The sequence below is a fragment of the Streptomyces sp. NBC_00193 genome, assembly GCF_026342735.1.
In the GTDB taxonomy this organism is placed as follows: Bacteria; Actinomycetota; Actinomycetes; order Streptomycetales; family Streptomycetaceae; genus Streptomyces; species Streptomyces stoeckheimensis.
This window is the reverse complement of sequence record NZ_JAPEMM010000001.1, coordinates 4,282,130-4,295,669: the sequence shown is the minus strand read 5'-3', so window position 1 is coordinate 4,295,669 and position 13,540 is coordinate 4,282,130. Positions and strand designations below refer to the sequence as shown.

The window sequence follows — 13,540 nt, the reverse complement described above, 5'->3', positions numbered from 1 at the left end:
CCCTCTTCCCGTACCCGGACTCAGTCCAGATAGCCGCGCAGCTGGTCCGCGAAGGCGTGGTCGCGGAGTTTGTTGAGGGTCTTGGACTCGATCTGGCGGATCCGCTCCCGGGTCACCCCGAAGATCCGGCCGATCTCCTCCAGGGTGCGCGGCCGCCCGTCGGCGAGCCCGTAGCGCAGCTGGACCACCTTGCGCTCCCGCTCCCCGAGCGTCGAGAGCACCGCTTCCAGGTGCTCCCGGAGCAGGAAGAACGCGGCCGATTCGACCGGTGAGGCGGCGTCCCCGTCCTCGATGAGGTCGCCGAGCGCGACATCGTCCTCCTCGCCCACGGGTGCGTGCAGCGAGACCGGTTCCTGCGCCAGCCGCAGCACCTCCAGGACCCGCTCGGGGGTCAGCTCCAGGTGGACGGCGACCTCCTCGGCGGTGGGTTCGTACCCCCGCTCCTGGAGCATGCGGCGCTGGACGCGCACGACGCGGTTGATCAGTTCGACGACGTGGACGGGGACGCGGATGGTCCGGGCCTGGTCGGCGAGGGCGCGGGACATGGCCTGGCGGATCCACCAGGTGGCGTAGGTGGAGAACTTGTAGCCGCGGGCGTAGTCGAACTTCTCGACGGCGCGGATCAGTCCGAGGTTCCCCTCCTGGACCAGGTCGAGCATGGTGAGGCCGCGGCCGACGTAGCGCTTGGCGACGGAGACGACGAGCCGCAGGTTCGACTCGATGAGGCGCCGTTTGGCCATGCGGCCCATGACGACGAGCTTGTCGAGGTCGAGCGTGAGCTGCAGATCGAGCGGGGCTCCGCTGCCGAGCTTCTCCTCCGCGAACAGGCCCGCTTCCACGCGCCGCGCGAGCTCGACCTCCTCGACGGCGGTGAGCAGCGGGATCCTGCCTATCTCGCGCAGGTACTGCCGGAAGAGGTCGGCGGACGGTCCCGCTCCGCCGGAGCCTTCCGCCGTGCGCTTGCGCGGCGGGGGCACCTTCTCCAGCAGCTCCGGGCCCTCCGATTCCCCGGCCTCCTCGGCCTCCTCCTCGTGCATGGCGTCGGCCTCGGCCTCGGGCTCGGGCTCTTCGGCCGCGGGCACTTCGGCGGGCGGGCTGACGGTGACGGTCAGGCTCTGGGTCTGCACGGGGGCGACCTCCACAGGGCTCCGAGGACGGGTGCACCGCACCTCAGTGTGGGGTACGACACATCGCTGCCACGAGGGGCGTGCGACCACTTTCTGGGTCCGGTGCGTGACCCATGGTTACCCCCGGACCAGAACCCCGATGCGGATCGGACGCATGTCCGAGAGGATCGTGGTCATGTCTGTGTACGAAACCCACGTCACCGTGCGCTGCCCCGGTCCGGTGGAGCTGGCGCGGCTCGAATCCTGGGCGGTGGAGCGGGAGTTGAAGGTGACCCACATCGTGCTGGCCCGGGGCCGGATGCCCTCGCAGCCGATGCTGACGCTGCCCGACCGGGACGGGCACGAGGTCCTGGTGCCCCGGCTGCGCGCGGCCGGCTTCGACCCGGTCCGGGTCAAGGTGGAGACCGTCCCGTGGACCGCGGAGCCCCCGGGGCCGGGCGGCGGGTACTTCGAGCACCACCTCAAACTGCGGCTCCCCGCGGACTGGGACCGTCCGGCCCTGGAGTCCCTGGCGGTCCGGCACGCGGCACACGTCTCGTGGAACGCCCGCCGGGTCCTGCCGGGGGCGGGGCAGGAACGTTTCGTGACCCAGCGGTGGCGGGGTACGGCGGCGGAGGCGGGGGCGGCGTGCGATGCGCTGGTCGCGGCGCTGGCCGGGGCCGGGTACGAGATCCGCTCGGAGGAGCGGGAGTTCGTGCTGTACGACAGCGACCTGTCGGTGGACGACGGGTGGATCGAGGAGGGGGACACGCGATGAGTGACCGGGAGTGGAAGCCGTCGATTCCGGGCGGTCCGGAGGATCCCGCGGAGCCGGCGGCGGAGCGGTCGCGACGGACGGACGAGCGGCCCCGGACCCTGAGGACGGGCGACAGGGGCGAGTCGGCCGCGGTGGCCTTCGACCCCGCCCTCAAGCACTTCTCCGAGGCGTACCGGCCCCTGGACCCGCAGTTCTCCGAGCCTGCGGCACGAACGGCCTGGCTGTCGGCCCGACGGGCGGCGATGGACGTGGCATTGCGCGCGGTCGGGGCCTCGGGCGACGCCGATTCGCTGGTGCTGCGCGGCAGCGTGCTGATGTCCCAGTGGTTCGGGGAGATCGCGCGGGAGCCGCACGACCTGGACTTCGTCGTGGTCCCTGCGGACTGGATGATCGAGGAGGACCGCACCGGGCGCATGCTGGACGCGATCACGGCCGGGGCGGAGCGGCTGGCCCCGTACGGCGGCCTGGTGATGCCGGCGTCGGAGGCGGTCTGCGAGTACATCTGGACGTACGAGCGGGTTCCGGGACGCAGGCTGGTCCTCCCCTGGTCCGCACCGGGGATGCGGGGCGGTCAGGTCCAGCTCGACTTCGTCTTCAACGAGCCCCTGCCGGTCGCGCCCGAGCCCGTGGTGGTGGCGGGGGTGCCGCTCCTGGGCGCCACCCCGGAGCTGTCCCTGGCCTGGAAGCTGGTGTGGCTGGCCGGGGACATGTACCCGCAGGGCAAGGACCTCTACGACGCGGTCCTGCTGGCGGAGAGCTGCACGCTGCCGTACCCGCTGCTGGCGGAGGTGTTCCGGCTCTCGGGCGAATTCGAGGTCGGCGGCGGCGGGCAACAGCCGCCCGCCCCGGAGGTCTTCGAGGGGTTCGCCCAGACGGACTGGGCCACGTTCCACAAGGAGTACCCGGGGATCCCCGGCTCCGCCGAGTCCTACGCGGACCGCCTGCTGAAAGCCCTGGAGCCCACGTTCGCCGGGGCTCCGGAAGGGCCGGCCTAGGCCGGTTCGACGCGGACCGCGCAGACCTTGAACTCCGGCATCCGGGACACCGGGTCCAGTGCCGGGTTGGTCAGGGTGTTGGCGCGGCCCTCGCCCGGCCAGTGGAAGGGCATGAAGACGGTGTCGGCGCGGATGGTGTCCGTGATGCGGGCCGGGGCGACCGCGCGGCCGCGGCGGGAGGTGACCGCGAGGGGGGCTCCGTCGACCGCGCCGATGCGGGCCGCGAGGCGCGGGTGGAGTTCCACGAAGGGGCCGGGGGCGGCGTCGTTGAGCTCGTCCACCCGGCGGGTCTGCGCGCCCGACTGGTACTGGGCGACGACCCGGCCGGTGGTGAGGAGGAGCGGGTACTCCGTGTCCGGGACCTCGGCGGCGTCCCGGTGGGTGACGGGCACGAAGCGGGCCCGGCCGTCCTCGGTGGCGAAGCGGTCCAGGAAGAGCCGGGGGGTGCCGGGGTGGGGCTCCGGCTCCGGGCCGGGCTCCGCCGGGGCAGCCGGGGCAGCCGGGGTCGGCAGGCTCGGGGCGGGCTCCCGGGCGTCGGGCTCCCCTGTCCGCGGAGCCGCAGGGCAGGGCCAGAAGACGCCCTGTTCCGCTTCGATGCGGGCGTAGGTGATGCCCGAGTAGTCCGCCGGGCCGCCCGCCGACGCGCGGCGCAGCTCCTCGAAGACCTCCTCGGGGTCGGTCGGGAAGGCCTTCGGCATGCCGAGGCGGGTGGCCAGGCCGTGCAGGACCTCCAGGTCGGAGCGGACCCCCGGCGGCGGGGTCAGGGCCCGGCGGCGCAGCAGGACGCGGCCCTCCAGGTTGGTGGTGGTACCGGTCTCCTCCGCCCACTGGGTGACGGGGAGGACCACGTCGGCCAGGGCCGCCGTCTCGGACAGGACCACGTCGGCGACGGCAAGGAAGTCCAGGGAGCGGATGCGTTCCTCGACGTGGGCGGCGCGGGGGGCGGAGACCACCGGGTTGGAGCCCATCAGGAGGAGGGCCTTGACGTCCGAGCCCAGCGCGTCGAGGAGTTCGTACGCACTGCGGCCGGGCCCGGGAAGGTCGTCGGGGTCGATCCCCCAGACCCCGGCGACGTGGGCCCGGGCCGCCGGGTCGGTCAGCTTGCGGTAGCCGGGGAGCTGGTCGGCCTTCTGGCCGTGCTCGCGGCCGCCCTGGCCGTTGCCCTGGCCGGTGAGGCAGCCGTAGCCGGAGAGCGGGCGGCCGGCCCGGCCGGTGGCGAGGCAGAGGTTGATCCAGGCGCCGACGGTGTCGGTGCCCTTGGACTGCTGCTCGGGGCCGCGTGCGGTGAGCACCATCGCGGATTCGGGGGCGCAGAACATCGCCACCGCCTCGCGGAGTCTGGGGACGGGGACGCCGGTGATGCGCTCCACCAGCTCCGGCCAGTGCGCCATCGCACCCGCCCGGGCCTCCTCCCAGCCGGTGGTGCGCTCGGCGATGAACTCCTCGTCGGTGTGCCCGCCCGCGACCACGAGGTGCAGCAGGCCGAGGGCCAGTGCCAGGTCCGTGCCGGGGCGCGGGGCCAGGTGCAGGTCGGCCTGTTCGGCGGTGCGCGTGCGGCGCGGGTCCACCACGATCAACGTGCCGCCGTTCTCGCGGAGTTCCCGGAAGAAGCGGAGGGCGGGGGGCATGGTGTCGGCGGGGTTGGAGCCGACGAGGATGACGCAGCCGGTCCGGGGGATGTCCTCCAGCGGGAAGGGCAGCCCCCGGTCGAGCCCGAAGGCCCTCTGGTGCGCGGCGGCGGCCGAGGACATGCAGAACCGGCCGTTGTAGTCGATCTGCGAGGTCCGCAGGGCGATGCGGGCGAACTTCCCGAGGGCGTAGGCCTTCTCGTTGGTCAGCCCGCCGCCGCCGAACACCCCGACCGCGTCGGCCCCGTACGACCGCCGCGTGCGGGCGAGGCCCTCGGCGACGGCGTCGAGGGCCTCCTCCCAGGTGGCCGGCTCCAGCCGCCCGGCGTGGGTGCGGACGAGCGGCTCGGTGAGGCGCACCCGGGAGGAGAGCACGGCGGGGGCGGTGCGGCCCTTGCCGCACAGCGCGCCCCGGTTCACGGGGAAGTCGGCCCGCTCCTCCACCGTCACGCCCGCGCCGCCGGGCTCGGGGCGGAGGTTCATGCCGCACTGCAGCGCGCAGTACGGACAGTGCGTGGCGGTGGCGGAGTCCGAGGTGTGCATGCAGCCCAGCGTGCGTCGGCGGTGTTACACGGGCCGCCGCTCCGCGTTACAAGTCCGCGTGCTCCACCTCAGCGCGGCCCGCCGCCTCCGGTGAGGCCCTGTGCATCGGGGGGACGGTAGAGGATCTCCACGTACACGATCCGCCCGTCGACCACGATCCGGCCGTCGACGGCGTCGACGGCCGGGGCCGGGTCACTGGCCGGTCAGGTACTTCACCGTGAGGCCGGCCGTCCAGCCGCCGTCGACCGCGAGCTCGGCGCCCGTCATGTAGCTCGCGGCGTCCGAGAGGAGGAAGGCGACGGCGGCGGCGATCTCCTCGGGGAGGCCGACGCGGCCGAGGGGGGCGCCGGGGTAGTTGCCCTCGCCCGCCTGGATGCCGACCGGGGCCGTCATCGGGGTGAGCGTCATGCCGGGGTGTACGGAGTTCACCCGGATCCGGGATTCCGCGAGCTCGACCGCGCCGATCTTCGACAGTCCGCGCACGCCCCACTTGGAGGCTCCGTAGCCGGCGGTCAGGGCGAGGCCGGTGAGGCCGGCGGAGGAGGAGATGTTGACGATGGAGCCGCCGCCGTTCTCGCGCATCAGCGGGATCGCGGCCTTGATGCCGATGAAGACGCCGACCAGGTTGATCTCGACGACCTTGCGGAAGTGCTCGACGCTCTCGTGCTCCAGGAATGCGCCGGAGGCGATGCCCGCGTTGTTGACCAGCCCGTCGATGCGGCCGAACTCGGCGAGGGCGAAGGCGAGGGCCGCGTCCCAGTCGGATTCGCTGGTGACGTCGTGGCGCAGGAAGCGCGCCGCGTCGCCGAGCTCGGCCGCCGTCTCGGCGCCCTCGGCCTCCAGGACGTCGGTGATCAGCACCTTGCCGCCGCCGTCCACGACGGCCTGCGCGGCCGCCGCGCCGAGGCCGCGGGCCCCACCGGTGATGACGACGACCTTGCCGCTCAGATCCACAAGAGCCACGGTTCCACACCCCTGACGCACACGACGGACATAGCCCTAAGAGCTATATGACTAATCGGAATACTCCGATCGCGGCGTCAGTCTGCCAGAGAGGCCAGCGCCCGCGACACCCCCTCCTCCTTCGGTCCCAGGAACCGCGGCTCCGGCTCGAAGACCGCGTCCAGTGCCGCCTTGCCCGCCGCGAAGACCTCGCGGGCCCCGCCGTAGTACCAGGTCGCGTCGTGCACGTCGGACACCCCGACCCCGTACGAGTCCACGCCCGCGGCCCGGCACAGCGCGACCACCCGGCGGATGTGGAAGCCCTGGCTGATCAGCACCGCCCGGTGCACGCCGAAGACCTCCCGGGCCCGGACGCAGGAGTCCCACGAGTCGAAGCCGGCGTAGTCGCTGACGACGCGGGCGTCGGGCACCCCGTGGCCCGTCAGGTACGCGCGCATCGCGTCGGGCTCGTCGTAGTCGGTCCGGCTGTTGTCCCCGGTGACCAGGACGACCTTGACCTTCCCCGCGCGGTAGAGCTCGACGGCGGCGTCGAGGCGGCGCGCGAGGTACGGGGTCGGCCGGCCGTTCCACAGCCCGGCGCCGAAGACCACGGCCACCTCGGCGGCGGGCGCATCCGCGGTGGTCCGCAGCCGGGGCCCGGCGGACGCGTGCGTCCACGCCGAGGGCAGCAGGGCCAGCACGCAGCCCGCCATCACCAGCTGCACGGCCCGCCGCCGGGCCCGTACGGTCCGGGGCACCCCGATCCGTACCGCCTTCAGCCGCTCCCGTGCTGCCGCCCCCGGCATGCCTCGTAGCCGACCTCGTAGCCCTGCGCGCCTCAATGCGATCCCCTTGTCGGTCCTGCCGGTGTTCCTGCCGGTGGGCCGGTCCCGTCGTCTACGGACGCGTGTACGGTCCCCGCGGTTTCCCGCCCGGGCCTCACGACAGGGACCGCACCACCGCGTACGCCGCTCCCCGCCCCAGCGCCGGCAGCGTGGCCACGAGGCTCGCCTCGCGCGCCTCGTCCGCCTGCGGGAACGGATCCCAGGACCCCGGACCGGCCACGGACCACAGGTCCTTGCGCTCGTCGACCCGGCCCTCCAGGGCGGGCTCCGAGGGCGCGTACAAGAGCAGTACGCGGTCCCCCGCCTTCGGTTCCTCGTAGGTGTAGGCCGACGCCCGGACCGGCTCCGCGCCTCCGGGGACGGTCAGTTCGAGCCGGGAGGTCCACCCCAGCACCTGGCCCTCGCTGGTGTGCGCGTGCACGCCCGAGGGTGCGCGCGCCACCACGGCCGTCGCCACCGCCGCCCCGGCCCGCCGCAGTTCGGGCTCCGCCTCCCGGTGGTGCTGCTGGAACGGGGCGACGAGCAGGGCCGCGGACGCCAGGGCGATGAGCAGCCAGACCGCCGCCTCCCGGGCGCGCACCGCGAGGGCTCCCGAACCGGGTCCGGACGGACGGGGCCGGGCCTTGCGGTCCGGCTCCGGCGCCCGCCACTCCTCCACCGCCCGTGCCCGGGCGGCCGCCCGGGCCGCCAGGACCACCAGGACCACCAGGGCCGTCCGCAGGACGGCGGCGCCGACGGCGATCCACCCCCAGAGGGCGACCCGGCCGAGCAGTTCACCCGCACCCCAGGCCCCGAGCGACAGCACGCAGCGACGGCGGTCGCGCCGCCGGACAGCACCGCGCAGCCGCGGGCAGCGCGGGGAAGCAGGGGCACAGGGAAGCAGGGAAGCACGGCCCGACCCACCCCCGCCGTCCACCCCCTTGTGAGCAGGTGGAAAACACCCGTCACGCCCGCGCAACGCACCGGCAACCTGCCGCGCGCAGGATCGGTTCATGACGGAGCCGGCGCACCCTCCCGAGTCCCTGCCCCATCCCCATCCCCTCCCCCAGCCCCTTCCCCACCCCCCGCCCCTCCCACCGCTTCCGCCCGCGACCACGGCGGAGCTGCTGACCCGGATCACCGCCCAGCTCGGTACGCAGCTCAGCGGTCTGCGCCCCCGACACCACGCAGGAGTCCTCCCATGCAGCAGCCCGTCCTCGTCGCCGTGGCCCACGGCAGCCGCGATCCGCGCGCCCTCCACACCGTCGAAGCCCTGCTCGAACGGGTCCGCGAGCTCCGTCCCCGCCTCGACGTCCGGCTCGGTCACATCGAGCTGAACCACCCGCTGCTGGACCACACCCTCGACCGGACCGCCGGAGCCGCCGTCCTGGTGCCGCTGCTGCTCGGCCGCGGGACCCACGTCAAGCGGGACCTCCCGGCCGCCGCCGCCCGCGCCGGGCACCTGCGGACCCGTGTCGCCGCCCCGCTCGGACCGCATCCGCTGCTCGTCGAGGCCCTGTACGAGCGGCTCGTGGAGGCCGGCTGGAGCGCCGGGTCGGCGGTGGTGCTGGCCGCCGCCGGGTCCCGCGACCCCGACTCCGCCGCCGATGTGCGGGCCACCGCCGACCTGCTCTCGGAACGCCTCGGCGGGGTGCCCGTGGTGGCCGCCTACGCCTCGGGCACCACGCCCTCCGTGCCCGCCGCCGTACGGGCCCTGGCCGCGCGGGGCCTCCACCGGGTCGCGGTCGCCTCCTACTTCACCGCCCCGGGCCGCTTCGCCGCCGCGAGCGCCGCCGCCGCGCCGGGCCCGGCCGCCGCCCCGCTGGGCGCGCATCCGGCGCTGGCCCGGCTGGTGCTCCAGCGCTACGACGAAGCCACCGCCGCGCTCGCAGGACCCGTAGCAGGACCCGTCGGACGGGAGCAGCCGCGGGAGCAGCCGCTCGAACTGGCCACCGCGTAACGGTCGGGTTGGTTCGCAATCGCTCGGATTGCTCCTCTTGACTCGTCTTGTCGGTTCGTGCGGTTACCGTTTGGACCATGGAAGGCATGGAAGGCACCACCGCACCTGTCCGACCCGGCCTCGATCCGTCCGGCGAGCCGTACGAGCCCGCCGATACGGAGCGCTGGGCCGTCGAGCCCGACAAGCGGCCCGGGCGGACCGCCTTCCAGCGTGACCGCGCCCGCGTGCTGCACTCCGCCGCGCTGCGCCGGCTCGCCGGGAAGACGCAGGTGGTGACCCCGGGGACGCGTTCGTACGACTGGGACGCCAGTCCTCGTACGCGGCTGACGCACTCGCTCGAATGCGCCCAGGTGGGCCGCGAGCTCGGTGCCGCGCTCGGCTGCGATCCCGATCTGGTCGAAGCCGCCTGCCTGTCGCACGACATGGGGCACCCGCCCTTCGGCCACAACGGCGAGGAAGCGCTCAACGAGTTCGCCAAGGACTGCGGCGGTTTCGAGGGCAACGCCCAGTCGCTGCGCCTGCTGACCCGGCTGGAGCCCAAGCGGTTCGTCCCCGACCCGGCGACCGGCGAGCTCGTCAGCGTCGGGCTCAACCTCACCCGGGCCTGCCTGGACGCCGCCACCAAGTACCCCTGGGCGCGCGGGGACCACCCCACCGACCCGGGCTCGGTGAAGTTCGGCGCCTACGAGGACGACCTGCCGGTCTTCGCGTGGCTGCGCCGCGGCGCGCCCGCGGACCGCAAGTGCTTCGAGGCGCAGGTCATGGACTGGTCGGACGACGTGGCGTACTCCGTCCACGACTTCGAGGACGGCCTGCACGCCGGCCACCTCGACCCGAACCTGCTCTTCGCCGAGCCCGAGCGCACCGAGATCTGGCGGGTGGCCATCGGCCGGTACGTGCCCGCCGACACGGAGCCGGAGGAGCTGCGCGAGGCCCTGGACCGGCTGATGGAGCAGGAGTGGTGGCCGCACGGGTACGACGGTTCGGCCGTGGCCCAGGCCCGGCTGAAGGATGCGACCAGCCAGCTGATCGGCCGTTTCTGCCTGGCCGCCGAGGGCGCCACCCGGCAGGCGTACGGGACCGGCCGGCTGACCCGGTACGCGGCGGAGCTGGTGGTGCCGCGCGAGGCCCGCAACGAGTGCGCGGTGCTGAAGGCCGTGGCCGACCTCTACGTCATGCAGCGCGACGAGCAGGAGCGGATCCGCGCCGATCAGCGCATCGTCCTGGCCGAACTCGCGGAGGCCGTCAGCGCCCGCGCGCCCGAGGGTCTGGACCCGCAGTTCCGTGCGATCTTCGACGAGGCCACGGACGACCGGGCCAGGAAGCGGGCGGTCGTGGACCAGATCGCTGCCCTCACGGACGCCTCCGCGCGCTCCCTGCACGCCCGCCTCACCCAGCGCGCGCGACGCGCCGAAGGGTGAGCCGATCGGGCCACTCCCCCTTCACGCGGCAGGCTCGGTGCGGGACGCTCGCATGTGGTCGCATGTGGCGCAGAGGTTATGAGGAGGCATCAGGTGGTCGACGCACACCGGACGTTCGTCATCGTCGGCGCAGGGCTCGCCGGGGCTAAGGCGGCCGAGACGCTGAGGTCCGAGGGGTTCACGGGGCGGGTGATCCTCATCGGCGACGAGCGCGAGCATCCCTACGAGCGGCCCCCGCTCTCCAAGGGCTACCTGGCGGGCAAGGAGGAGCGCGACAGCGTCTTCGTCCACGAGCCGTCCTGGTACGCGGCCTCCGACATCGAGCTGCACCTCGGCCAGCCCGCGGTCCACCTCGACCGGGACGCCAAGAAGGTGGTCCTCGGCGACGGCACGGCGCTGCCCTACGACAAGCTGCTCCTCGCCACCGGCGCCGAACCGCGCCGGCTCGACATCCCGGGCACCGAGCTGGTCGGGGTGCACCACCTGCGCCGGCTCTCGCACGCGGAGCGGCTGCGCAAGGCGCTGGCCGGCCTGGGCCGGGACAACGGGCACCTGCTGATCGCGGGCGCCGGCTGGATCGGTCTGGAGGTCGCCGCGGCCGCCCGCGGTTACGGGGCCGAGGTCACCGTGATCGAGCCGGCGCCGACCCCGCTGCACGCGGTGCTCGGGCCGGAGGTCGGCCGGCTCTTCGCCGATCTGCACACCGAGCACGGGGTCCGCTTCCACTTCGGGTCCCACCTAACGGAGATCGTCGGGCACGACGGCATGGTGCTGGCGGCCCGTACGGACGACGGGGAGGAGCACCCGGCGCACGCGGTCCTCGCGGCGATCGGGGCCGCCCCGCGGACCGCGCTGGCGGAGACCTCGGGCCTGGCCCTGGTGGACCGGGAGCACGGGGGCGGGATCGCCGTGGACGCCTCGCTGCGCACCTCCGACCCGGACGTCTTCGCGGTCGGCGACGTGGCGGCCGCGCACCACCCGGTGCTGGGGGCCCGGCTGCGGGTGGAGCACTGGGCGAACGCGCTCAACGGGGGTCCGGCCGCCGCCCGGGCGATGCTGGGGCAGGAGGTCTCGTACGACCGGGTTCCGTACTTCTTCTCCGACCAGTACGACGTGGGGCTGGAGTACTCGGGGTACGCCCCGGCGGGCGGCTACGACCAGGTACTGATCCGCGGGGACGCGGGCAAGCGGGAGTTCATCGCCTTCTGGCTCTCGGACGGCCGGGTGCTGGCCGGGATGAACGTGAACGTGTGGGACGTCACCGAGGACATCCAGGCCCTGATCAGGTCGAAGGCGCCCGTGGACCGCGAGAAGCTGGCGGATCCCTCGATTCCGCTCTCGGCCCTGGTTCCGGCGGAGGGGGCCTGACGGGATTGTCTCCGCCCGGCCGTAGACTTCACGCGTGGCAGGACGGATCAACGACGACGACGTGAAGGCGGTACGGGACGCGGTCCCGATCGACGCCGTGGTCTCGGAGTACCTCCAGCTGCGCAACGCGGGCGGCGGCAACCTCAAGGGCCTCTGCCCCTTCCATGACGAGAAGTCCCCGTCCTTCCAGGTCAGCCCCAGCAAGGGCTTCTACCACTGCTTCGGCTGCCAGGCGGGCGGGGACACCCTCGACTTCGTCATGAAGATCGACCACCTCTCCTTCTCGGAGGCGGTGGAACGGCTCGCCGGCCTGGCCGGCATCACCCTGCGGTACGAAGAGGGCGGCTACACCGCCGGCACCAGCGGCCGCGGCGAGCGCATCCGGCTGGTCGAGGCGCACAAGGCCGCGGCCGAGTTCTACATGGACCAGCTCGGCAGCGCCGAAGCGGAGATCGGCCGCAAGTTCCTGGCCGAGCGCGGCTTCGACCAGGCCGCCGCCCAGCACTTCAGCGTCGGCTACAGCCCGGCCGGCTGGGACCACCTGACGCGCTTCCTGCGCGGCAAGGGCTTCAGCGACAAGGAACTGATCACCTCGGGCCTGGCCCAGGACAGCCGCAGCGGAAAGCCCATCGACCGCTTCCGCGGCCGGCTGATGTGGCCCATCCGCGACATCAGCGGCGAGGTCGTCGGCTTCGGCGCGCGCAAGCTGCGCGACGACGACAACGGGCCCAAGTACCTGAACACCCCCGAGACGGCGATCTACAAGAAGTCCCAGGTGCTGTACGGCATCGACCTGGCCAAGAAGGAGATCGCCAAGACCTCCCGGGCCGTCGTGGTCGAGGGCTACACCGACGTCATGGCCTGCCACATGGCCGGGGTCACCACCGCGATCGCCACCTGCGGCACCGCCTTCGGCGGCGACCACATCAAGATCCTGCGCCGGCTGCTCATGGACAACGCGACCGCCGAGGTGATCTTCACCTTCGACGGGGACGCGGCCGGGCAGAAGGCCGCGCTGCGCGCCTTCGAGGACGACCAGAAGTTCGCCGCGGAGACCTCCATCACCATCGCCCCGGGCGGCATGGACCCCTGCGACCTGCGCCTGGCCAAGGGCGACGCGGCCGTGGCGGACCTGGTCGAGGCCCGCACCCCGCTGTTCGAGTTCGCGCTGAAGCACATCGTGGCCCGGCACAACCTGGAGAACCCGGCGGGGCGGGCGGCAGCCCTGGAGGAAGCCGCCCCGATCATCAAGAAGATCAAGAACGTCGCGATCCAGCACGAATCCGCGGTCCAGCTGGCGGGCATGCTCGGCATGCGTGACGAGCAGTTCGTGGTCAAGCGCATCGCCCAGCTCGACCGCTGGGCCCGGGAGCGCGGCAACCAGCCCCAGCAGCAGCGCCGGGGGCAGTCCGGCGGTTCCGGTGGCTCCGGTCACTCCGGCCGCTCGTACGAGGACATCCCGGCGCCCTCCGCCTCACCCTCGGGCCCCGCGCTGAACCTGCGCAGCCCCGCGCACATCACCGAGCGCGAGCTGCTCAAGCTGGCGCTCCAGCGCCCCGCCCTGGTCTCCCCCGCCTTCGACGCGTACGGGATGGACGAGTTCACCGCCCCGCCTTACGCGGCCGTCCGCCAGGCCATCCTGGACGCCGGCGGCGCTTCGCTCGGCACCGAGGACTACCTGACCCGGGTCCGGGACGCCGCGCCGAACGACACCGTCCGCGCGCTGGTCACCGAGCTCGTCGTCGAGGCCATCCACGCGAAGACCGTGGACGAGGTCTACGCCGGGGTCCAGCTGGTCCAGGTCAGGCTCCGCGCGGTCGACCGCCGGGTGCACGAGATCCAGGGCACCCTGGCGCGCCTGGGCCACCAGGACGCCCCGGAGCAGCTGGCGGCGGTCCAGGAAGAGCTGTGGGTGCTCCAGCAGTACGGCCAGCGGCTGCGCAACCGCGGCGCGGAAGGCCTGTAGGGCCCGTAG

The 13,540-nt window shown here is 73.5% G+C and carries 11 protein-coding genes; 6 read left to right on the top strand and 5 right to left on the bottom strand.

The annotated features are described in order from the left end of the window. Positions 1–20 precede the first annotated feature (20 nt). Positions 21–1,127, bottom strand: coding sequence for an RNA polymerase sigma factor (locus OG898_RS19050; protein ID WP_266958199.1), 1,107 nt, complete (start codon positions 1,125–1,127; stop codon positions 21–23). A 175-nt stretch (positions 1,128–1,302) separates the two neighbouring features. Here OG898_RS19050 and OG898_RS19045 point away from each other — a divergent pair, with 175 nt between their 5' ends. After that, positions 1,303–1,884 carry a hypothetical protein gene (locus OG898_RS19045; protein WP_266958197.1) on the top strand — a complete coding sequence of 194 codons (582 nt, stop codon included), beginning with the start codon at positions 1,303–1,305 and terminating at the stop codon, positions 1,882–1,884. Next, positions 1,881–2,879, top strand: a complete 999-nt coding sequence (locus tag OG898_RS19040) for a nucleotidyl transferase AbiEii/AbiGii toxin family protein (RefSeq protein ID WP_266958195.1) — start codon at positions 1,881–1,883, stop codon at positions 2,877–2,879. Before OG898_RS19045 ends, OG898_RS19040 begins: the two co-directional genes overlap by 4 nt. On the opposite strand, the gene OG898_RS19035 is transcribed toward OG898_RS19040, so the two are convergent. From OG898_RS19035 to OG898_RS19020, 4 genes are all read right to left on the bottom strand, one after another. Beyond that, entirely contained in the window at positions 2,876–5,050 is a 2,175-nt protein-coding gene (locus OG898_RS19035; protein WP_266958193.1) for a molybdopterin oxidoreductase family protein, read from the bottom strand. The genes OG898_RS19040 and OG898_RS19035 overlap by 4 nt on opposite strands. 192 nt (positions 5,051–5,242) lie before the next feature. After that, positions 5,243–6,013, bottom strand: coding sequence for a glucose 1-dehydrogenase (locus tag OG898_RS19030; RefSeq protein WP_266958191.1), 771 nt, complete (start codon positions 6,011–6,013; stop codon positions 5,243–5,245). Positions 6,014–6,090: 77 nt separating this feature from the next. Continuing rightward, the gene (locus OG898_RS19025; protein ID WP_266958189.1) at positions 6,091–6,798 is read right to left on the bottom strand and encodes a vancomycin high temperature exclusion protein; all 708 of its coding nucleotides are present in this window, start codon (positions 6,796–6,798) and stop codon (positions 6,091–6,093) included. A gap of 133 nt (positions 6,799–6,931) precedes the next feature. Beyond that, positions 6,932–7,642 carry a hypothetical protein gene (locus tag OG898_RS19020; RefSeq protein ID WP_266958187.1) on the bottom strand — a complete coding sequence of 237 codons (711 nt, stop codon included), beginning with the start codon at positions 7,640–7,642 and terminating at the stop codon, positions 6,932–6,934. 375 nt (positions 7,643–8,017) lie between these two features. Here OG898_RS19020 and OG898_RS19015 point away from each other — a divergent pair, with 375 nt between their 5' ends. The 4 genes from OG898_RS19015 (at position 8,018) to dnaG (ending at position 13,531) form a co-directional block, all read left to right on the top strand. Continuing rightward, complete coding sequence (locus tag OG898_RS19015; RefSeq protein ID WP_266958185.1) at positions 8,018–8,776, top strand: sirohydrochlorin chelatase; 759 nt, start codon at positions 8,018–8,020, stop codon at positions 8,774–8,776. A gap of 77 nt (positions 8,777–8,853) precedes the next feature. Further along, the gene (locus OG898_RS19010) at positions 8,854–10,197 is read left to right on the top strand and encodes a deoxyguanosinetriphosphate triphosphohydrolase (RefSeq protein WP_250752194.1); all 1,344 of its coding nucleotides are present in this window, start codon (positions 8,854–8,856) and stop codon (positions 10,195–10,197) included. Between the two features lie 93 nt (positions 10,198–10,290). Next, positions 10,291–11,565 (top strand): NAD(P)/FAD-dependent oxidoreductase, encoded by a 1,275-nt coding sequence (locus tag OG898_RS19005; protein ID WP_250752197.1) that lies wholly within the window; start codon positions 10,291–10,293, stop codon positions 11,563–11,565. A 34-nt stretch (positions 11,566–11,599) separates the two neighbouring features. Next, the gene (dnaG, locus tag OG898_RS19000; protein ID WP_266958180.1) at positions 11,600–13,531 is read left to right on the top strand and encodes a DNA primase; all 1,932 of its coding nucleotides are present in this window, start codon (positions 11,600–11,602) and stop codon (positions 13,529–13,531) included. Positions 13,532–13,540: the final 9 nt, after the last annotated feature.